This window comes from Pseudomonas benzenivorans (genome assembly GCF_024397895.1).
GTDB classification, from domain to species: Bacteria; Pseudomonadota; Gammaproteobacteria; order Pseudomonadales; family Pseudomonadaceae; genus Aquipseudomonas; species Aquipseudomonas benzenivorans_A.
Genome location: NZ_CP073346.1, coordinates 1,865,138 through 1,884,890, shown reverse-complemented (window position 1 = coordinate 1,884,890; position 19,753 = coordinate 1,865,138). Strand labels below are relative to the sequence as shown.

Here is a 19,753-nt window from a genome sequence, read left to right as displayed (position 1 = left end):
GCCATCGCGGCAGGCGTCAGGGCGTTCGGCCGTGGGACTGCCAGGGCGGATCGGCCCAGCGCTGCAGCAGAAAGTCGATAAAGCAGCGCACCTTGGCGGCGAGCAGGCGGCCGCTGGGGTAGACCGCCCAGATGCTCGACTGGGCATCGAGGGGGTAATCGGCGAGCACCGGCACCAGGCTGCCGTCGGCCAGCTCGCGGTGGATGCTCCACAGCGACTGGATGCTGATGCCTTGGCCGCTGAGGGACGCGTCGCGCAGGCTTTCGCCGTGGTTGCTGCGCAGGGGGCCGCTGACGTGCACTGCGGACTTCTCGCCATTGGCGTGGCACAGGGTCCAGGTGTTCTGCTCGTGCAGCACCAGGCACTGGTGCCGGGCCAGGTCGCGGGGGACTTCTGGCGCGCCGTGGCGGGCGAGGTAGCGCGGCGCGGCGCAGAGTATCCGGGTGCTGTCGGCCAGCTTGCGGGCGACCAGGCCCGGCTCGATGACGGGGGCGATGCGGATACCGAGGTCGAAGCCGTCCTGCACCAGGTCGACGATCTGGTCGGACAGCTGCAGGTCGACCTTCAGGCTCGGGTAGCGCTCGAGAAAGGCCGCCAGGGCTGGTCCCAGGTGCTGGCGGCCGAAGGAGGCCGAGCAGGTGACACGCAGGGAGCCGCTCGGCTGCTGGTTCGGTGCGGCCACTGCAGCGCGCGCCTCGGCCATGGTCTCGACCAGGGTTTCCGCGTAGCGGGCAAACACCCGGCCGTCTTCGCTGAGGCTGAGGGCGCGGGTGGTGCGATGAAACAGTCGCACCCCCAACTGTTTCTCCAGCTGGGCCAGGCGGTGGCTGACCACCGCCGGCGACAGGTGCGCCTCGCGGGCGGCGGCGCTGAGCGTGCCGAGGCTGGCTATACGCAGGAACAGGCGCAGATCGTCTTCGTTCATTTTCAAATAATCTCGAACAGAGCTGCCTGATATTGGTCGATTAACCTGTTCTTGTCAGGTTAATACACTGGCGCAAACAACCCAGGAGGCATCCCCATGAAAGCGCAGGTGCTCTATCGGCCGGGCGAACCCGAGCAGTTCAGCTACCAGGATTGGCCCCAACCGCAGCCGGGCCCCGGCGAGGTGCTGGTGCGCTTGCACGCCACCAGCGTGAACCCGGCGGACTGCAAGATCCGCCTGAACGGCTCGGCCCTCGGGCCAGAGCTGCCGGCCGTGCTCGGCGCCGATGTGGCCGGCGAGGTGGTGGCGCTGGGCGCTGGCGTCAGCGCGTTTGCCATCGGCGATCAGGTGTTCGGCTGCGCCGGCGGGGTGCGTGGTATGCACGGCAGCTATGCAGAGTACATCGCGGCCGATGTGCACTTGCTCGCGCGCCGCCCTCCCAGTTTGAGTCTGCGCCAGGCGGCGGCGCTGCCCCTGGCGGGGATCACCGCCTATGAGGGGCTGGTGGATCGGGCGCGGGTACGGGCGGGGCAGCGGGTGCTGGTGTACGGGGCAACGGGTGGCGTCGGTCACTTCGCCGTGCAGATCGCCAAGGCGTGCGGCGCCCACGTCTCGGCGGTGGTGTCGACGCCGAAGAAGGCCGCCGTGGCCCGTTCGTTGGGCGCCGATGAGGTGGTGCTGTACCGCGACGAAGGCCCGGACGACTACGTCGAGCGCCTGACCGACGGGCTGGGTTTCGACCTGGTGTTCGATGCGGTTGGCGGCGATAACCTGAACCTCGCCATCCAGGCGGCGCGACCGCAAGGGCAGGTGGTGACCCTGGTGGCGCGGCAGAGCTACGACCTCAGCGCCGCGTTCGCCAAGGGCTTGAGCCTCCATATCGTGTTCATGCTGATCCCCATGCTGCACGATCTGGAGCGCGCCCGGCATGGCGAGATCCTCCGGGAACTGGCGCGTCTGGCCGATGACGGGCGGATCACGCCGTTGCTGGACGCCGAACGCTTTGATCTGGCCGAGCTGCCGGCGGCGCACCGGCGCCTGGAGAGCGGGGCGGCGGTCGGCAAGGTGGTGGTCGACATCCCGGCCGCCGAGCCGGCCCGGGCGGCTCAGGCATAGGCCTGGAGCAACCAGAGTGCGGCCATGCCCACCGCCAGGGTGAGCAACACCTGGCGCGTGCGCCAGGCGACGAAGGCGGCCAGGGCGCCGGCCAGCAGGCGCTCGTTGCCCAGGGACAGGTCGCGGGCGCCGTCGAGGTTGACCAGGGCCGGCAGCACCAGGGCCGCCATCACCGCGGCCGGGACGAAACGCAGGGCGCGTTGCAGGTAGGGAGGCGGGCTGGCCCGGCCGAGCAGCTCGATGAACGACAGGCGCAGGGCGTAGGTGCCGACGCCGATGGCGAGAATGATCAGCCAGGCGGTGGTGTCGCTGGTCATTGGGCGTCCTTCGCGGGCGGGCGGGTGTCGATGGGCGGCGGGGCGGGCGGCTGCAGCCGTTCCACCAGCAGGCCGGCGGCGATGCCGCTGGCGGCCGCCAGGAACAGGCCCAGGTTGAGGGGCAGGCCGGCCGCCGCCACCGCCACCACACCGCCGACCAGGGCCGCCGCCAGGGTCGCCAGGTCGCGGATCGACGGAATCAGCAGCACCAGGAAGGACAGCGGGATGGTGAACTCCAGGGACCAGCTCGCCGGCACCCCGGCGCCGAGAAAGATGCCGGCGGCGCAGGACGCCACCCAGACCAGCCACAACGGCAGCCCCGCGCCCAGGTAATAGAGGTGCTTGGCCGGGGCCTGGGGCTCGAGGGTGTAGCGGGTGATGCTCAGCGCGTAGGCCTGGTCGGTGAGCAGGTAGGCCATGGGCCAGCGCCAACGCCCGCTCAGGCCCTGAAAGTGCGGGGCGATCGAGGCGCTGTACATGATGAAGCGCGCGTTGATGACCAGGGCGGTGAGGATGATGACCAGCGGCAAGGTGCCGAGGCCCATCAGCTGCGCGGCCACCAGCTGCGCCGTTCCGGCGAAGATCACGAACGACATGGCCAGGGCGGCCCCGGGGGACAGTCCGGCGTCGATGGCGGCGATGCCGGCGATCATGCCGAACGGAACCAACCCCGGAAGCAGGGGCGCGACCGCCTTGGCGCCGGCACGGAAGGCCGGGTTTGTGGAAAAGGCCATGGAGTCTCCTGACGTTACCTGTCTGTGAGTGCGGGCCGGCACAGGCGCCTGAGTCCGGCGCTTGCAAGAGACGCCTCGGTGCTGGGGCGGGGCACAAGCTTAGGGCGCCGCGCGCGCTGCTGCTGTTCCATGCACGACGCAGAATTGCACCCCGGCAGGCCCGCTGCGTGGGCATGCCTGGGGCTGTCGCGACCCCGGTATGCACAGCTCGGCCCGGGGCGACTCAATCCGCCCACTGGCCTTACGCGCGCGCCGCTGGCGGCCCATGGCCGGCCTGTTTCAGCGGCTCGCCTCGGTCTCCTGGGCAACCATACGTCGGCCCGCCGCCCGTCCCGTTCAACTCTGCCTGGCAGGCGTCGATAAAGGAGCATGGCTGTCACAAATCGGTAATTTGTGCACAATGCTGTATCCAAAATAACTACCGTCCGTGATCCGACAATAACAACGGGAGAGCCTCCATGCGCCTCTGGCAACGCAGTATTCAGTGGCAGTTGATCCTCAGCATGGGTGCGGCGCTGCTCGCCAGCATCCTCATCGTGGTGGGTATCTATACCGCAGTGGTCAATCGCCTGGCCGAGCGCTACCTGGTCGAGGAGGCGCTGCCGGCGAGCATCCTGGCGATTCGCAACGACCTCGAACGGGTGCTCGCCGAGCCGCTCACTGCGGCGCGTGGCATCGCCCAGAACAGCCTGGTGGCGGAATGGCTGAGCAGCGGTGAGGATGCCGCCCAGCGCGACGCCTTCGCCCGCTACCTGGCCGGCGTGCAGGCGCAGCAGAAGGCCCTGACCACCTTTATCGTCAGCCTGGACAGCGGCTACTACTACACCGGCGAGGGGCTCAAGCGCACCCTGACCCGTGGCCCGGCGGACAACGGCTGGTTCTACGGCTTCGTCGACAGCGGCAAGGAGCGCTCGCTGGATATCGACATCGATCAGAGCACCCGCCAGCCGACCCTGTTCATCAACCAGCGGGTCGCGGTCGGCGGCAAGACCCTGGGCGTGGCCGGCCTCGGCTTCAGCCTCAGCGCCATGTCCGAGATGATTCGCGACTTCCGTTTCGGCGAGGCCGGGCGGGTCTATCTGGTCAGCGCCGACGGCCGGGTCAAGGTGCATCCGCAGTCGGAACTCAACGACAGCCGCGAGCTGGCGCAGCTGGTCGGCAGCGAGGCGGCCGGCGGCCTGCTCGGCAAGCGCCGCGAGGCCCTGCGCTTCGAGCGCGACGGCGAGGCCTTCCTGGCCATCGCCCAGCCGCTGCAGGCGCTGGACTGGTTGCTGGTCAGCGAGATTCCCGAGGCGGAGATCTACGCCGAGGCGCGCCAGGCGCTGTGGATGAGCAGCCTGATCGGCGTGGGCGTGGCCCTGCTGTTCCTCGGCCTGGTGGTGCTGCTGGCCCGCGGTCTGGTGCGGCCGATCCGCCAGGTCACCGCGGCGCTGGTGGAGATCGGCGGTGGCGGCGGCGACCTGACCCGCCGCCTGGACGAGTCGCGGGCCGACGAGCTGGGCGACCTGGCCCGCGGCTTCAACCGCTTCATCGGCAGCCAGCGCAGTCTGATCGGCGATGTGCTGACCACCAGCGAGCGTCTGCGCAGCGCCGTCGGCCAGGTCGCCCAGGTGGTGGAGAACACCGCCGGCCGCGCCGGTCGCCAGCAGGAAATGACCGACATGGTGGCCACCGCGGTGCACGAGATGGGCCTCACCGTGCAGGAGATCGCGCGCAATGCCAGCAGCGCCGCCCAGGCCTCCCACAGCGCCCGCGACGAGGCCCAGGGGGCGCGTCAGGTGGTCGGCCAGTCGATCGCCCACATCGAGAAGATGTCCACCGACATCGGCGGCGCGGCCGAGGCGGTCAGCGAGCTGGCTGGTCAGGTGGCGTCCATCGACCAGGTGCTGGCGGTGATCCGCGGCATCTCCGAGCAGACCAACCTGCTGGCCCTCAACGCCGCCATCGAGGCGGCGCGGGCCGGCGAGATGGGCCGCGGCTTCGCCGTGGTCGCCGACGAGGTGCGCACCCTGGCCAGCCGCACCCAGAGCTCCACCGACGAGATCCAGGACATGATCCAGCGTCTCAAGCAGGGCGCGGAAACCGCGGTCAACTCGATGCACGCCGGTCAGGCCGCCACCGGTACCGGGGTGCAGGCCAGCCAGCGCACCGGCCAGTCGCTCGGCGCCATCACCGAGCAGGTGGAGAAGATCAGCGACATGAACACCCAGGTGGCCGCGGCGACCGAGGAGCAGTCGTCGGTGACCGAGGAGATCAACCGCAACGTCCAGGGCATCGCCGACCTGGCCCATGCCACGGCCGGGGAAGTGCTGAGCTGCCGCGAGGACTGCCGCAGCCTGAGCGCGCTGGCCGAGGACCTGGCCAAGCAGATGGGCAGCTTCCGCCTCTAGTGTTCGGGGCCGGTTGCCGGCCCGCTCAGGCCAGGGCCAGGCGGTTGCGGCCGGCGTCCTTGGCCAGGTAGAGGGCGTCGTCGACGCGCTTGAAGAAGGCCTCGGCGCTGCTGTCGCGCTCCGGGGCGAAGCAGCCGACGCCGAGGCTGGCGGTCAGCGGCAGGGTGTTGCCCTGTACGTTGAAGCCTTGCTGCATCAGCTCCTGGCGGAAACTCTCCGCCAGCTGGCGGGCCTGTTCCAGCGGGGTGTTGGGCATCAGCACGCCGAACTCTTCGCCGCCCAGGCGCAGCAAGGCGTCGCTGTCGCGGCGGAACACCTCGCGCATGCGCTCGGCGAAGGCGCTGAGGCAGGCATCACCGCAGGTGTGGCCGTACTCGTCGTTGATCCGCTTGAAGAAATCGATATCCAGCAGCACCAGGGACAGCGGCTCGCTCTGGCGGTGGGCGTTGGCCACCATCACCGGGAACAGGCTGTTGAACTGGTAGCGGTTGCCCAACTGGGTGAGGCTGTCGGTGCGGCTGAGCTGTTCCAGGCTCTGCTGTTGCTCGAGCAGTTTGAGTTCCAGGGCCAGGTGGTCGCGGTACATCTGCCGGTTGCGGTTGAGGGCGAGCACCAGGTAGCTGAGGTAGGCGACCAGGGCGACGAAGTGGCCCCGCTGCGTATGCCAGTCCAGGAGCAGGGCCAGCAGTCCGGGTGCATAGAGCAGGGGCAGGAGCAGCATGGACAGGTAGCGGCGCATGGCCAGGTGATAGACGCTGGCGGTGCTGAAGGCGATGGTGGCCATGATCGCGATGACGCGCGATTCCTCGAACTCGCTGCTGTGGATGATCCAGCCCAGTGCCAGGCCCCAGGCCAGGGCGCCCAGCAGGATCAGCGTCCACTGGCGATTGAGCCAGCGCTGCAGCAGGGCCTGGGTGTTCTGCTCGGGCAAGCGGTGCGCCAGGCGCAGGATCAACAGCGAACCGAAGCAGGCGGTGCCGGCCAAGCCGAACACCAGATGCTCGGTCGGCTCGGCGCTCATCATCCACACCAGCAGCCAGGCGACCAGGTAATAGAGCCCGGCCAGGTGCGAGCGCGCACGCAGGTCCTGAGCTTCGCGCCAGTGGGCAAAGGCCGTGGGGTCCTGAGGGATATCGCTAGGCGTCATGGCAAGTAATCACTAAAGCAGCCGAGTAAGAGCATAGCGTTTCCTGGGCGTCGGCATCGGATAGTGGCCATATAATGGCGCTTGGCGGGCGTAATCCCGGGGCGGACGGGGTGTCGCGGCCGAATCAGGACGATTCGGCCGCGAGGGGAGGGCGCTGCTGCGTCTGGGTTAGCGCAGGATCAGCAGCGGGCTGTTGCTGGAGCGCAGCAGGTGGCTGGTGGTGCTGCCGACCAGGAACTGGCGAATCCGCGAGTGGCCATAGGCGCCCATCACCAGCAGGTCGATGCCGTGCTCGGCCTGGTAGGCGTGCAGGGTCGGCTCGACCTCCCCGGCGCGGATCGCCAGGTGCACCTCGCTGGCCGAACCCTGCAGGGTCCGTTCGGCGGCCTTGAGCTGTTCCCAGGCATCGTTGGTGTCGGCGCCGACCATCACCAGGTGGCAAGGCAGGCCCCTGAGCAGGGGGCTTGCGGCGAGCAGTTCGACGCCCTTGCGCGCGGTGGCGCTGCCGTCGAAGGCAAACATATAGCTCTGCGGCGCCTTGAACGCGCCGCAGCTGACCAGGATCGGCCGCTGCAGGGTGCGGATGGCATTCTCCAGGTGGCTGCCGACCTGCTCGGTCTGGCTGGCGCTGGCCTCACCCTGGCGGCCGATCACCAGCAGGCGGATGTCCTGCTGCAGCTCGGCCAGGCTGTCGACCAGGTCGCCGTGGCGCTGGCGCAGCTGGGCCTCGGCGACGCCGGCGGCCGCGGCGCGGGCCTTGGCGGCCTCGAGCATCAGATGACCCTGCTCCAGGGCCAGCTTGCTGCGCTTCTCGTCCAGCTCGGCCAGCTCCTCGAGCAGATGCTCGCGGCTGCCCAGGCCGATGGCGCCGGACAGGTCACTCTGTTGCGGGTACTGCACCGGGTCCAGCACATGGAGGAAACTCAGCGGCGCGTCCAGGCGCTGGCTGGCCCAGGCGGCGTAGTCGCACACGGCCGGGGCGGCGGGCGAGGCGTCGATGCATGCCATTACGTGGCTCATGCTGTTGCTCCTTAGTGGCCCATCAGGTTGTCGACGGCATCCGGCTTATCGTGCACGCCGAAGCGGTCGACGATGGTGGCGCTGGCCTCGTTGAGGCCCAGAACTTCGACTTGCGTGCCTTCGCGGCGCAGCTTGAGCACCACCTTGTCCAGGGATTCGACGGCGGTGATGTCCCAGAAGTGCGCGCGCGACAGGTCGATCACGACCTTATCAAGGGCCTCCTTGAAGTCAAAGGCGCCGACGAACTTGTTGGCGGAGGCGAAGAACACCTGACCGACCACCCTGTAGCGGCGCTGGGTGCCGTCGGCATCGATCTCGGAGTCGATGTACAGGAAGTGGCCGATCTTGTTGGCGAAGAACAGCGCCGCCAGCAGCACGCCGACGAACACACCATAGGCCAGGTTGTGGGTGTACACGGTGACCGCCACGGTGGCCAGCATCACCAGGTTGGTCGACAGCGGGAAGCTCTTGAGGTTGCGCAGCGAGTCCCAGCTGAAGGTACCGATCGACACCATGATCATCACCGCCACCAGGGCGGCCATGGGGATCTGGCTGACCCAGTCGCTGAGGAACACCACCATCAGCAGCAGCACCGCGCCGGCCACCAGGGTCGACAGGCGACCGCGGCCGCCGGATTTCACGTTGATCACCGACTGGCCGATCATCGCGCAGCCGGCCATGCCGCCGAGCAGGCCGGAGGCGATGTTGGCCACGCCCTGGCCCTTGCACTCGCGGTTCTTGTCACTGTTGGTGTCGGTCAGGTCGTCGATGATGGTGGCGGTCATCATCGACTCCAGCAGGCCGACCACCGCCAGGGCGGCGGCGTAGGGGAAGATGATCGCCAGGGTCTCGAAGCTCAGCGGTACGTCCGGCCAGAGGAAGATCGGCAGGGTATCCGGCAGCTCGCCCATGTCGCCGACGGTGCGGATGTCCAGGCCCATGATCATGGCCACGGCGGTCATCGACAGGATGCACACCAGCGGCGAGGGGATGACCTTGCCGACCTTGGGCACATAGGGGAACAGGTAGATGATGCCCAGGCCGGCGGCGGTCATGGCGTAGACGTGCCAGGTCACATTGGTGAGCTCGGGCAACTGGGCCATGAAGATCAGGATCGCCAGGGCGTTGACGAAGCCGGTGACCACCGAGCGCGAGACGAAGCGCATCAGGCTGCCGAGCCGCAGGTAGCCGGCGCCGATCTGCAGCACCCCGGTGAGCAGGGTGGCGGCCAGCAGGTACTGCAGGCCGTGCTCCTTGACCAGGGTCACCATGACCAGGGCCATGGCCCCGGTGGCGGCGGAAATCATCCCCGGCCGCCCGCCGATGAAGGCGATGACCACGGCGATGCAGAAGGAGGCATAGAGGCCGACCTTGGGGTCGACCCCGGCGATGATCGAGAAGGCGATGGCCTCCGGGATCAGCGCCAGGGCGACCACCAGGCCGGCGAGTACGTCGCCGCGGATGTTGAATAACCAGGTTTGTTTCAGGCTGTGCAGCATCGGCTGTTCCATGGGCTGTGCTCCGTCGGCATGAACAAGCCGAAGGTGGAGCGGGTGAGCGACAGAGGGCGCAAGGGGCCAGGACCCGGTACGGACATGCGCGCGGCCCGGATGGGGCGCGCACCTGGCGCGAAGGGTTCGACGCAACTGAGCTTAGGCGGATCGCGTGACGCCTGGGCGCACGCAATGGCTAGCCGTCTCGGGGACTGCGGGCCAAAAAAGGGCGCCTACGCTACCACAGCGGGCCCCGTGCCGCACCCGCGCGGGCAAGGCGATGCGCCTCCATCAGGGCGAATCAGCCAGATGCCGGCGACTATCGGCCGCCCGGCGAACGGGCCGCGGCCCACCGGTGCCTTCGACCCGTTCAGGGCAGGGCCTTCTCCATCTGCACCAGGGCCACCCGGCGGCCCTGGAAATCGCGGCGTTCGACGATGTCGCGGGCGCGGTAGCCGAGCCGGGCATAGAGCAGCAGGCCGGCGGCGTTGTCGTTGTGACAGGAGGCGCGCATGAGCGTGGCATTGAAGTCCTCGCGGGCCTGGCGCTCCATTTCGGCGATCAGGTAGTGCGCGACGCCCTGGCCGCGGGCCCAGGGGGCGATCATCAGGTTGCCGAGGGCGCACAGTTCATTGGCCTGCGTCTGGTAGAAGTTGGCGAAGCCGGCGACCCGGCCGTCCAGCAGCGCCACCGTACTGTTGTTGCGTTCGGCCATGGCCGCGGCCAGTTGCGCGACGGTCAGCGGCCAGCTGGCCCTGGGGTAGCTGAAGAACAGTTCCTGGGCGCTCCGGGGAAACTCGACCACGGTCGCCAGGTCGGCTTCGCAGGCGGCTCGGTGGCTGAGAGTGGCGGGGTGGTTCATGGGGGCTCCTGCTGGCCGGGACGGCGCTTGGGTTCGTTTCTAGCAGCCTCGCGTGCGCGTGTTTCGGCGGCACTAGCGCGGTGGGTACTGGCCGAGGACCTTGGCCACCGTCTGGCGAATCGTCGCGTCGCGCTCGGCAGGGCCTGCGGCGTCGCCGCGCAGGCTTTGCGCCGCGCTGCCGCGCCACACCAGTTGGCCATCACGGCCGTCGAACAGGTCGATCTGCAAGGTGCCGACCTGGTAGTCCAGGGTGCGCGTCTCGACATAGGCCGGGCCGCCCCAGACGCCGCCCCAGTGTCCGGCCCAGCCGCCGCCGTAGCTGGTGCTGACCTGTTGCTGGCGGTCGTCGACGATCAGCCAGGCCTGGACCCGCAGGTCGGCGGTGGCCCCGGGCTTCGCGGCGCGCAGGCCGCGTTGCTCGAGCTGGGCGGCGATCGCCGTGCGCAGGCGCTGTTCGGTCAGGCCGCTGTTCAGCCTGGGGTCGTCGGGCTTGTACTGCACGGCCGGTTCCTGCCAGCTCCAGCTGCGGTAGCTGGCGAAGTCGCGTTGCGGGTCGAAGTCGCGGTTGAGGCGGGTGGCCTGACAGGCCGTCACCAGCAGCAGGCTGGCGATCAGTAACAGGGACAGGCGCATGGTCGATTCTCCTCGGAGGGCGGGCTCGGCTTCAGGCCGGGGGGAAGCCTTGCAGGGCGCGCTTGCAGGCGGCGCGCAGGGCGTCGGCGCGCTCGGCCTGGCTGCCGCCGCTGGGCAGCTCGGCGAGCCCTTGCCACACCGGCTGGCCGTCGCGGCTGTCGAACAGCTCGATCCTCACCACCAGCACCTCCACCTCGTAGGCGCGCTCCACCGGCATGCGTCCCCAGTGGCCCGGGTAGTCGGCGTAATAGCCACGGTCGTAGTGGTCGTCGTAATGATCGATCACCTGGCGGATGCGCCGCTCCAGGCGCAGTTCGCTGTGCACGCGCAAGTCCGCCGCGGCGGGGCTCTGCGCCGGGCGCAGGCCGCGCTGGTCGAGGGCGTTGCTCAAGGCCTCCTGCACCTGCTCGCTGCTGGCCCAGGCGCTGCCGGCCGGCGGCTGGTCGTTGTGCCAGGCCCAGTTGCGGTAGCGGGCGTAGTCGCGTGGGGCGGCGGGGTAGGCGCTGCGGTCCAGCGCCTCGGCGGCCTGCGCCGGTGCCGGTGCCGGCGGCAGGGGCGTGGATTGCGCGCTGTAGGGGTTCGGGCCCTGGCACGCAGCCAGGGTCAGGCACAGCAGCAACGTGGCGACTCGGGTCATTGCGTCCTCCTGTCAGCGTGGCCGGCAGATCCAGTGCAGGTAACGGCCCAGGCCGGCGAAGCTCGGGTGGCGGCGGTAGGCCAGCTCCATTTCCAGCAGGTCGATGGGCTCGGCCTTGAGCTGGAACTCGGGCGCCATGTAGTCGTGGAATACTCGCACGCCACTCTGGCTTTCGACCTGCCAAAGCCCGTCGAGTTGCGCCGCCAGCTCGCGCGGGTCGAGTGGACGCTGCGGGGTCAGGCTGCTCTTCTCGCCGGCGAACTCGGCCTTGCGCAGCTTGCGGAAGTGGCCCTTGAGCAGGTTGCGGTAGATCAGCGCGTCCTTGTTGTAGAAGGCCAGCGACAGCCAGCCGCCGGGGGCGGTGAGCTGGTGCAGCACCGGCAGGATGGCCTCGGGCTCGGCCAGCCATTCCAGCACCGCGTGGCAGACCACCAGGTCATAGGGCTGGTTGAGCTGGCCGAGCAGCTCCTGCCAGGGCGCCTGGATGAAGGTGGCCGGCTGGCCGGCGCCGGCGAAGCGCGCACGGGCACCTTCGAGCATGGGCGCGGCCGGCTCGGCCAGGGTCACCAGATGGCCGCGGCCGGCCAGCCACAGGGCCATGTGGCCGAGGCCGGCACCGATGTCCAGGACCCGCAGCGGGCGGTCCGGCAGGGCTTCGGCCAGGTCGGCCTGGAGCACCGCCAGGCGAATCGCGCCCTTGGCGCCGCCGTAGATCTTTTCGGCGAAACGGGTGGCCAGTTCGTCGAAGTGGCGGTCCTTCATCGGCCGAAGCGCCGTTCGCTGTCGGCCAGCTTGGCGCGCACCGCCTGCTCCAGGTCGATGCCCAGCTCGCTGCACAGCAGCAGCAGGTAGAGGACGATGTCGCCGACCTCCTGGCCGGCGTGCTCCAGTTGCGCGGCGGGCAGCTGGCGCGACTGTTCCTCGCTCAGCCATTGGAAGATCTCCACCAGTTCGGCCATCTCCACGCTGGCGGCCATGGCCAGGTTCTTCGGGCTGTGGAATTGGCGCCAGTCGTTACGGTCGCGGATGATGTGCAGGCGGGCGGTGAGTTCGGCGAGGTCCATGGGGCTCCGGCGCTAGGGTTCGGCGGGACGGGCATTGTTTCACGGGGTCAGAGCGCCTTCCAGCGGCCAACCATGTGCGGCAGGTCGTCGCCGCCGAGCAGGCGCAGCTGGCCCTGGCCCTGGGCCGCCGGCGCGCTGGCCAGCAGGCGCAGTTCGGCGGGCAGCAGCACCGGTTTCTGGAAGCGTACCTCGATCGCGTAACCGGCCGGCGGCAGCTGTTGGCCCAGGGCCGCCAGGCAGCGCGCCTTGTTCCACAGGCCGTGGGCAATGGCCCGGGGAAAGCCGAACAGCCGGGCGCTGAGGGCGCTCAGGTGGATGGGGTTGTAGTCGCCGGCGATACGGGCGTAGCGCCGGCCGATGTCGGCGGGCGCCTGCCAGTGCGCCAACTCCGACAGCGCCAGCTCGGGAAACGCTTGGTGATCCGGCGGCGGCCCCGCGAGTGTGAGGCCGCGGCAGAGGATGGCGCTGTCGCCCTCCCAGAGCAGGCCGAGCTGGTCCTCCAGGCGGGTGATCAGGCTGAACTGGGCGCCCTTGGCATGGGGGCGCAGGTCGGCCGTGTGCACGCTGATGGTGAAGGGCCCCAGGCCGGCCAGCTGGCGCAGCACGCGAATGCGGTTCTCCAGGTGCACCAGGCCGAGCAGGGGGAAGGGGAAGGCCGGATCGCCGAGCAGCTGCAGCTGCAGGGCGAACGCCAGCACGTGGGGGTAGGTGGGCGGCAGGCGGGCGTCGTCGTCGAAGGCGCAGATGTCGCGATAACGCGCCAGGTGTTCGGGCTCGACGCTGACCGGACAGCGCAGGCCCAGGTCCGGCAGGCAGCGGCCGCGGATGCCGCGACGCAACAGGGCGCGGGCATACAGGCCGGGCAGCGGAGGTGGTTCGGGAAGCTCGCGCCAGTCGGTGGCCATAACGCTGTCCTCGGCTAGGTTGGGCATGGGTGTCAGGCGCCCAGCAGGCTTTGCCCGCAGACCCGCAGCACCTGGCCGCTGACGGCACCGGAGCCCGGCTGGGCGAACCAGGCCACCGCCTCGGCGACGTCCTGGGGCAGGCCGCCCTGGCCCAAGGCGTTCATCCGCCGGCCGGCCTCGCGCAGGGCCAGGGGCATGGCGGCGGTCATCTGGGTCTCGATGAATCCCGGTGCCACCGCGTTGATGCTGATGCCGCGCTCGCCCAGCGCCGGCGCCCAGGCCTGGGCCAGGCCGATCAGCCCGGCCTTGCTGGTGGCGTAATTGCTCTGCCCCGGGTTGCCGGCGATGCCGCTGATCGAGGCGATCAACACCACGCGCGCCTGCTCGCGCAGCTTGTTCGCGTGCAGCAGCGCCTGGGTCAGCCGCTGCGGAGCCTGCAGGTTGACCTCGATGACCGCGTCCCATTGCGCCTCGCTCATCTTCGCCAGGGTCTTGTCGCGGGTGATGCCGGCGTTGTGCACGAGGATGTCGATGCCGTCGGGCAGGGCCTCCACCAGCCTGTGCGGAGCATCCTCGCTGCGGATGTCCAGGGTGACGGCGCGGCCGCCGAAGCGCGCGGCCAGGGCGGCGAGGGCGTCTTCGGCGGCCGGCACGTCCAGCAGCACGACTTCGGCGCCGTCGCGCGCCAGGGTCTCGGCGATGGCGGCGCCGATGCCGCGCGACGCGCCGGTGATCAGCGCCTGCTTGCCGGCCAGGGGCCGGGTCCAGTCCTTGACCTGCGCGGTGCAGGGGGCGAGGCGCAATACCTGGCCGGATACGTAGGCGCTCTTGGGCGAGAGGAAGAAGCGCAGCGCGCCTTCCAGCTGGGGTTCGGCCCCTGCGGCGACATACAGCAGCTGCACACAACCGCCGCGGCGCACCTCCTTGCCCAGGGAGCGGCTGAAGCCCTCCAGCGCGCGCTGCACGCTGGCGGCCTGCGGGTCCTCCAGGCTCTCCGGTGGACGCCCCAGCAGCACCAGTCGGGGACATTTGCCCAGGCCCTTGAGCGCAGGCTGGAAGCAGGCGCGCAGTGCGCTCAGCTGTTCGAAGCGATTCAGACCGCTGGCGTCGAACACCAGGGCCTTGAGTCGGGGACCCTCCGCCAGTTTCCAGCAGGGCAGGCCGAGGCGGTCCGGGCGTTCGGCGTAGCGTTCGCCGCTGAGCCGGTGGGCGAAGCCCAGCACGGACGCGAGCAGGTCGCCATCGCCGGCGAGCAGCAGGGCACCGTCCAGCACTCGGGCGTGTCCGGCCGCCCAGCGCTCCAGGCGCACCGGTGTCGGCAGGCCCAGGGCCCGCAGCAGGCGGCGCCCGGCGGCGGAGTTGGCGAAGGCGAGGTAGCGGTCGGACATGGCGGGCTCCTGATGGGCGGATCGCCCGGTGCACTAGTGCAACCATAGGCTAGCCTGAGCCTCATTCCAGCCCCGAATCGTCAGGAGTCCAGCATGAGCCAGCCGCGCCGCGTCGCCGTAGTCGGCGGCAACCGCATTCCCTTCGCCCGCGCCAACAGCGCCTACGCCACGGCGAGCAACCAGGAGATGCTCACCAGTGCCCTGGAGGGCCTGATCGAGCGTTTCAACCTGCACGGCGAGCGCCTGGGCGAAGTGGTGGCCGGCGCCGTGCTCAAGCATGCGCGGGACTTCAACCTGACCCGTGAGTGCGTGCTGGGTTCGCGCCTGGCCGCCGAGACGCCGGCCTACGACCTGCAGCAGGCCTGTGGCACCGGCCTGGAAGCGGCACTGCTGGTGGCCAACAAGATCGCCCTGGGGCAGATCGACTGCGGCATCGCCGGCGGCGTCGACACCACCTCAGACGCGCCCATCGCGGTCAGCGAGGGGCTGCGCAAGATCCTCCTGCAGGCCAACCGCGCCAAGAGCACCGGCGACAAGCTCAAGAGCCTGTTGCAGCTGCGCCCGCGCCACCTGGCGCCGTCGCTGCCGCGCAACAGCGAGCCGCGTACCGGGCTGTCCATGGGCGAGCACTGCGAGCGGATGGCGCAGGCCTGGGGCATCCGGCGCGACGAACAGGACCGCCTGGCCGTGGCCAGCCACCAGAATCTTGCCGCGGCCTATGCCGAGGGCTGGCAGGACGACCTGCTCACCCCCTTCCTCGGCCTGACCCGCGACCAGAACCTGCGCCCGGACATCGATCTCGACAAACTCGCCGACCTCAAGCCGGTGTTCGACCGCGGGCTGAACGGTACCCTGACCGCGGCCAACTCGACACCGCTGACCGACGGCGCCTCGCTGGTGCTGCTGGCCAGCGAGGACTGGGCCAAGGCCCGCGGCCTGCCGGTGCTGGCCTACTGGCGCGATGGCGAGGCGGCGGCGGTGGATTTCGTCACGGGCCAGGAGGGCCTGCTGATGGCGCCGGTGTACGCGGTGCCGCGGCTGCTGGCGCGCAACGGCCTGAGCCTGCAGGACTTCGACTACTACGAGCTTCACGAGGCCTTCGCCGCCCAGGTGCTGTGCACCCTCAAGGCCTGGGAGGATGCCGACTACTGCCGGGATCGCTTGGGCCTGGCGCAACCGCTGGGGGCCATCGAGCGCAGCCGGATGAACGTCAAGGGCAGCTCCCTGGCCGCCGGCCACCCGTTCGCCGCCACCGGCGGGCGCATCGTCGCCAACCTGGCCAAGCTGCTGGCGGCGGCCGGGCAGGGGCGCGGGCTGATCTCGATCTGCGCCGCCGGCGGCCAGGGTGTGACCGCGATCCTGGAAAGGTAATCCAATAACTGTGGCCGTCTGTCATCGCGGCCACGCGATGTACGCAACTCCATGATTGAGGGCGGCCCCGCCAGTTGGGGCCGCCTTTTTTTTGTGCCTACACCGAGCCCGGCAGGCCGCGAAGTCGGCGTCGAGCCGCCTTACTGCCGCTGCCAGGCCTGCCAGCGCTCGGCGATGGTCTCGCCGTGCTTGCTCCAGTATTTGAAATCCAGGGTCACCTGGCTGTCGCTGTGGGCGCTGGGCAGGTTGTCCGCCAGCACCGCCGGCACCTTGCTCGGGCTCTGCAGGTTGACAGGGGCATAGCCGCTGAGGATGGCGAAGTCGGCCTGGGCTTGCGGGCTGCTGGCGAAACCGAGGAAGCGCTTGGCGGCCCGGGCATTCTTGGCGCCGCGAGGAATCACCAGGAAGTCACCGCTGACCAGGTTCTGCTGCCAGCTGATGCCGACCGGCGCTCCACTCTGCTGCAGGGCACCGACCCGGCCGTTCCAGAACATCCCCAGGCTGGCCTCGCCCGAGGTCAGCAGGCGCTGGGACTCCTCGCCGCTGTCCCACCAGAGGATATCGGCCTTGATCTGCTCGAGCTTGGCGAAGGCGCGGTCCAGGTCCAGCGGGTAGAGGCGCTCGGCGGCAACGCCATCGGCCAGCAGCGCCAGTTCCAGAACGCCAGGGCTCGGCCACTTGTACAGCGCGCGCTTGCCGGGGAAGTTGCGGGTGTCGAACAGCGCCGCCCAGTCCTGGGGCTGCGCGGTGAGTTGCTCGCTGTTGTAGCCGAGGACGAAGGAGAAGTAGAAGGAACCCACGGCGTAGAGGGTAACGAAGCGCGGGTCGATCTGCGTCTGGGCGATCTGCTTGAAGTCCATGGGCTCGAGCAGGCCCTCGCGGCCGGCGCGCAGGGCGAAGTCCGGTTCGACGTCGACCACGTCCCAGGTCACGTCGCCGCTTTCGACCATGGCCTTGAACGCGGCATAGTCGGTGGGGCCGGCCTGCTGAACGGCGATACCGGTTTCCCGGCTGAAAGGCTCCGCCCAGGCTTTCTGCTGGGCGGTCTGAGTCGAGCCGCCCCAGCTGACGAAGGTCAGGCTCTCCTGCGCCTCAGCGACTTGGCTGCCCACCCACAAGGCGCCCAACAGGACGAAAACCGGTCTTGCCAACTTCATAACCAAACCCCCAGCGTGTGCGGCGAATCCATGCTGCGATGGATCGCGTTCTAATTGTGGGATTCGGTATACCAGCATGCCGTAATACATGACTAGACCGGCCGCACATTTATACGATCTGGTTATTACCATCCTGTCGCGGATGCGCATTTTCGCGGCTGAACGAAAAAAGCCAGATCATCGCTGATCTGGCTTTCTGTGCTGCTCAGCTGGGGCTCAGCGGAACGCCGGCACCACGTGCTTGATGAACAGCTCCAGGGACTGCTTCTTTTCCTCGTGGGACAGGCCGTTGTCGGCCCAGAAGCTGAACTCGTCGACGCCCAGTTCCTGGTAGTGGCGGATGCGGGCGATGATCTCCTCGGGGGTGCCGATCATGGTGTTCTTGTGGATGTTCTCCAGCTCGAACTCCGGGCGCTCCTTGAACTTCTCTTCCGGGCTCGGCGCCAGCAGGCCGTTGACCGGGGTCTGCTTGTTGCCGAACCAGGCGTCGAAGGTGCGGTAGAAGCGCGAGATGGCCTTGGCGCCGACCTGCCAGCCTTCCGGGTCATCTTCGCTGTGCACGTGGGTATGGCGCAGCACCATCAGTTGCGGGCGCGGCACCTCGGGGTTGTTGGCCAGGGCGGTCTCGAACTTGTTCATCAGGTCGACCACTTCTTCGTCGCCCTTCATCAGCGGGGTGACCATCACGTTGCAGCCGTTTTTCACCGCGAAGTTGTGCGAGTCGGGGTCGCGAGCGGCGATCCACACGGGCGGGCCCGGTTGCTGTACCGGTTTGGGCGAGGAGGTGGAGCTGGGGAACTTCCAGATCTCGCCGTCGTGGGCGTAGTCGCCCTGCCACAGGGCCTTGACCACCGGGACCATCTCGCGCAGGTGCTGGCCACCCGAGGAGGCCGGCATGCCACCGGCCATGCGGTCGAATTCGTACTGGTAGGCGCCGCGGGCCAGGCCCACTTCCATGCGACCGTTGCTGATCACGTCGAGCAGGGCGCACTCGCCGGCGACGCGGATGGGATGCCAGAACGGCGCGATGATGGTGCCGGCGCCCAGGCGAATGGTCGTGGTCTTGCCAGCCAGGTAGGACAGCAGCGGCATCGGGCTCGGCGAGATGGTGTATTCCATCGCGTGATGCTCGCCGATCCAGACGGTGCTGAAGCCGCCGGCCTCGGCCATCAGGGTCAACTCGGTGAGATTCTCGAACAGTTGACGATGGCTGACTTGCTCGTCGTAGCGCTCCATATGCACGAACAATGAAAACTTCATGGCATTTACCTCGAACCTGTTGCTGAGCGGCCGTAGCCCGGTGGTCGGCCGAAAGGGTGAAGAGCGCGCGGCGCTGCATCGCGGTTGATTCCGCTGCGTCGGGTAGACGGCCAGTAAATGGCTGAGCGGAACGTTGTGTGTTGGTATACCATAATACGCAGTATCCACAAAATTTTTCTGCCCAACGCACCGTACCCAAGGAGAGAGGATGAACATCAAGCAGAAGTTAACCCTGGCGTTCGCGGTGATTGCCTGCGTGCCGGTCATCCTGGTCGCGCTGCTGATCATCCTGAATCTGCGCAGTGAAGCACGCACGGCGTTCCTCGACAGCAGCGCCCGGGAGATCCGCCAGGTCGACAATGCCATGCAGCTGTTCTTCGAGAGCATCCGCCAGAACGTCGATTTTCTCGCCAGTCAGCCGCAGCTCACGGCGATCGACGGCGACCTCAAGCGCTATATCGCCGCCGACGCCGCGCAGGTCGAGATGGGCGCGCAGGACCAGCGGGTATTCGAGTTGTTCGCCGCCCTGGCCGCCAGTCATCCGGCCTACGCCTACCTGTCCCTGGGCACCCGCGAGGGCGGCTATGTGTTCTGGCCGGGCGATCCGAACCTGAGCAACTACGACCCGCGCACGCGTCCCTGGTACCAGGCCGCCATGGCCGAGCCGGGCAAGACCCGGCGCACCGCGGCCTACTATTGGGCGGCGGACGATGTGGTGCTGGTCAGCACGGTGCGCAGCTTCGCCAACCGCCTGGGCAGCCCGGGTGGGGTGGTGAATATCGATGTGTCGCTCAAGCAGCTGACCGACCTGGTCAAGCAGATCAAGCTGGGTGACAGTGGCTATCTGCTGCTGATGGAAGACAACGGTACCGTGCTGGTGGACCCGAGCGAGCCGGCGCACAACTTCAAGCGCCTCGCGGAGCTGGGCGGTGGCTACAGCGAGCTGGCCCGGGCCGAGCAGGGCCTGGTGGAAGTGCAGATCGATGGCCAGCGCTATATGGCCAATGTGTGGCCGTCCGAACAGCTGGGCTGGCGTTTCGTTGGCCTGATTCGCCAGGACGAGGTGTTCGGTTCCGCCACCCGCCTGGCGTGGCTGATCGCCGCCATCGCCCTGGCCCTGGCCGTGCTGTTCGCCTTCGTCGGCGCCTGGTTCGCCGGCCTGATCGTCCGTCCGATCCGCTCGGTGGCGGGTGGCCTGGAGGGCATCGCCCAGGGCGACGGCGACCTGACCGGCAGCCTGGCGGTGCGCGGTGCGGATGAAACCGCGCAGTTGGCCGGCTGGTTCAACCAGTTCCTCGGCAGCATCCGCCAGCTGATCCAGCGCATCGGCCAGG

General features: G+C 68.8%; 18 protein-coding genes and 2 pseudogenes. 5 read left to right on the top strand and 15 right to left on the bottom strand.

Features of this window, described 5'->3' with window-relative positions; genetic code table 11:
* Positions 1–16: 16 nt before the first annotated feature.
* On the bottom strand, positions 17–925 hold the full coding sequence (locus tag KDW96_RS08875) for a LysR family transcriptional regulator (protein ID WP_255840058.1): 909 nt from the start codon (positions 923–925) through the stop codon (positions 17–19).
* A gap of 96 nt (positions 926–1,021) precedes the next feature.
* Between KDW96_RS08875 and KDW96_RS08870 the strand changes: the two genes are divergently transcribed.
* A complete protein-coding gene (locus tag KDW96_RS08870) occupies positions 1,022–2,041 on the top strand; it encodes a zinc-dependent alcohol dehydrogenase family protein (RefSeq protein ID WP_255840057.1) in 1,020 nt (339 codons plus the stop codon).
* Here KDW96_RS08870 and KDW96_RS08865 read toward each other — a convergent pair.
* Complete coding sequence (locus KDW96_RS08865) at positions 2,032–2,358, bottom strand: AzlD domain-containing protein (RefSeq protein ID WP_255840056.1); 327 nt, start codon at positions 2,356–2,358, stop codon at positions 2,032–2,034. The two genes, KDW96_RS08870 and KDW96_RS08865, sit on opposite strands and share 10 nt — an antisense overlap.
* Positions 2,355–3,092: an AzlC family ABC transporter permease gene (locus KDW96_RS08860; protein WP_255840055.1), complete on the bottom strand. Its 738-nt coding sequence runs from the start codon at positions 3,090–3,092 to the stop codon at positions 2,355–2,357. The genes KDW96_RS08865 and KDW96_RS08860 overlap by 4 nt, the downstream gene beginning before the upstream one ends.
* 458 nt (positions 3,093–3,550) lie before the next feature.
* Between KDW96_RS08860 and KDW96_RS22225 the strand changes: the two are divergent.
* Positions 3,551–4,567: pseudogene (locus KDW96_RS22225) on the top strand (cache domain-containing protein); the annotation flags it as partial.
* 177 nt (positions 4,568–4,744) lie between these two features.
* On the top strand, positions 4,745–5,482 hold the full coding sequence (locus KDW96_RS22220; protein WP_370295443.1) for a methyl-accepting chemotaxis protein: 738 nt from the start codon (positions 4,745–4,747) through the stop codon (positions 5,480–5,482).
* 25 nt (positions 5,483–5,507) lie between these two features.
* Here the strand turns inward: KDW96_RS22220 and KDW96_RS08850 are convergent, their stop codons facing one another.
* From KDW96_RS08850 to KDW96_RS08805, 10 genes are all read right to left on the bottom strand, one after another.
* Positions 5,508–6,629 carry a GGDEF domain-containing protein gene (locus KDW96_RS08850; protein ID WP_255840053.1) on the bottom strand — a complete coding sequence of 374 codons (1,122 nt, stop codon included), beginning with the start codon at positions 6,627–6,629 and terminating at the stop codon, positions 5,508–5,510.
* Positions 6,630–6,797: 168 nt separating this feature from the next.
* Positions 6,798–7,649 carry a universal stress protein gene (locus tag KDW96_RS08845; protein WP_255840052.1) on the bottom strand — a complete coding sequence of 284 codons (852 nt, stop codon included), beginning with the start codon at positions 7,647–7,649 and terminating at the stop codon, positions 6,798–6,800.
* Between the two features lie 11 nt (positions 7,650–7,660).
* Positions 7,661–9,148: a SulP family inorganic anion transporter gene (locus tag KDW96_RS08840; RefSeq protein WP_255840499.1), complete on the bottom strand. Its 1,488-nt coding sequence runs from the start codon at positions 9,146–9,148 to the stop codon at positions 7,661–7,663.
* Positions 9,149–9,512: 364 nt separating this feature from the next.
* Positions 9,513–10,004, bottom strand: a complete 492-nt coding sequence (locus tag KDW96_RS08835; protein ID WP_255840051.1) for a GNAT family N-acetyltransferase — start codon at positions 10,002–10,004, stop codon at positions 9,513–9,515.
* A 72-nt stretch (positions 10,005–10,076) separates the two neighbouring features.
* Entirely contained in the window at positions 10,077–10,637 is a 561-nt protein-coding gene (locus tag KDW96_RS08830; RefSeq protein ID WP_255840050.1) for a DUF4136 domain-containing protein, read from the bottom strand.
* Between the two features lie 31 nt (positions 10,638–10,668).
* On the bottom strand, positions 10,669–11,274 hold the full coding sequence (locus KDW96_RS08825; RefSeq protein WP_255840049.1) for a DUF4136 domain-containing protein: 606 nt from the start codon (positions 11,272–11,274) through the stop codon (positions 10,669–10,671).
* A 12-nt stretch (positions 11,275–11,286) separates the two neighbouring features.
* A complete protein-coding gene (locus KDW96_RS08820; protein WP_255840048.1) occupies positions 11,287–12,036 on the bottom strand; it encodes a methyltransferase domain-containing protein in 750 nt (249 codons plus the stop codon).
* Positions 12,033–12,338 (bottom strand): nucleotide pyrophosphohydrolase, encoded by a 306-nt coding sequence (locus KDW96_RS08815; RefSeq protein WP_255840047.1) that lies wholly within the window; start codon positions 12,336–12,338, stop codon positions 12,033–12,035. The genes KDW96_RS08820 and KDW96_RS08815 overlap by 4 nt, the downstream gene beginning before the upstream one ends.
* A 47-nt stretch (positions 12,339–12,385) precedes the next feature.
* The gene (locus tag KDW96_RS08810) at positions 12,386–13,243 is read right to left on the bottom strand and encodes a MaoC family dehydratase (protein WP_255840046.1); all 858 of its coding nucleotides are present in this window, start codon (positions 13,241–13,243) and stop codon (positions 12,386–12,388) included.
* 32 nt (positions 13,244–13,275) lie between these two features.
* On the bottom strand, positions 13,276–14,631 hold the full coding sequence (locus KDW96_RS08805; RefSeq protein ID WP_255840045.1) for a 3-oxoacyl-ACP reductase: 1,356 nt from the start codon (positions 14,629–14,631) through the stop codon (positions 13,276–13,278).
* Between the two features lie 93 nt (positions 14,632–14,724).
* On the opposite strand from KDW96_RS08805, the gene KDW96_RS08800 reads away from it, so the two are divergent.
* The gene (locus tag KDW96_RS08800; RefSeq protein ID WP_255840044.1) at positions 14,725–16,002 is read left to right on the top strand and encodes an acetyl-CoA C-acetyltransferase; all 1,278 of its coding nucleotides are present in this window, start codon (positions 14,725–14,727) and stop codon (positions 16,000–16,002) included.
* Between the two features lie 140 nt (positions 16,003–16,142).
* On the opposite strand, the gene KDW96_RS08795 is transcribed toward KDW96_RS08800, so the two are convergent.
* On the bottom strand, positions 16,143–17,159 hold the full coding sequence (locus KDW96_RS08795) for an ABC transporter substrate-binding protein (protein ID WP_255840043.1): 1,017 nt from the start codon (positions 17,157–17,159) through the stop codon (positions 16,143–16,145).
* 216 nt (positions 17,160–17,375) lie between these two features.
* Positions 17,376–18,419 carry an LLM class flavin-dependent oxidoreductase gene (locus tag KDW96_RS08790; protein ID WP_255840042.1) on the bottom strand — a complete coding sequence of 348 codons (1,044 nt, stop codon included), beginning with the start codon at positions 18,417–18,419 and terminating at the stop codon, positions 17,376–17,378.
* A 208-nt stretch (positions 18,420–18,627) separates the two neighbouring features.
* Here KDW96_RS08790 and KDW96_RS22215 point away from each other — a divergent pair.
* Positions 18,628–19,671, top strand: a pseudogene (locus tag KDW96_RS22215) (cache domain-containing protein); the annotation flags it as partial.
* Positions 19,672–19,753 lie beyond the last annotated feature (82 nt).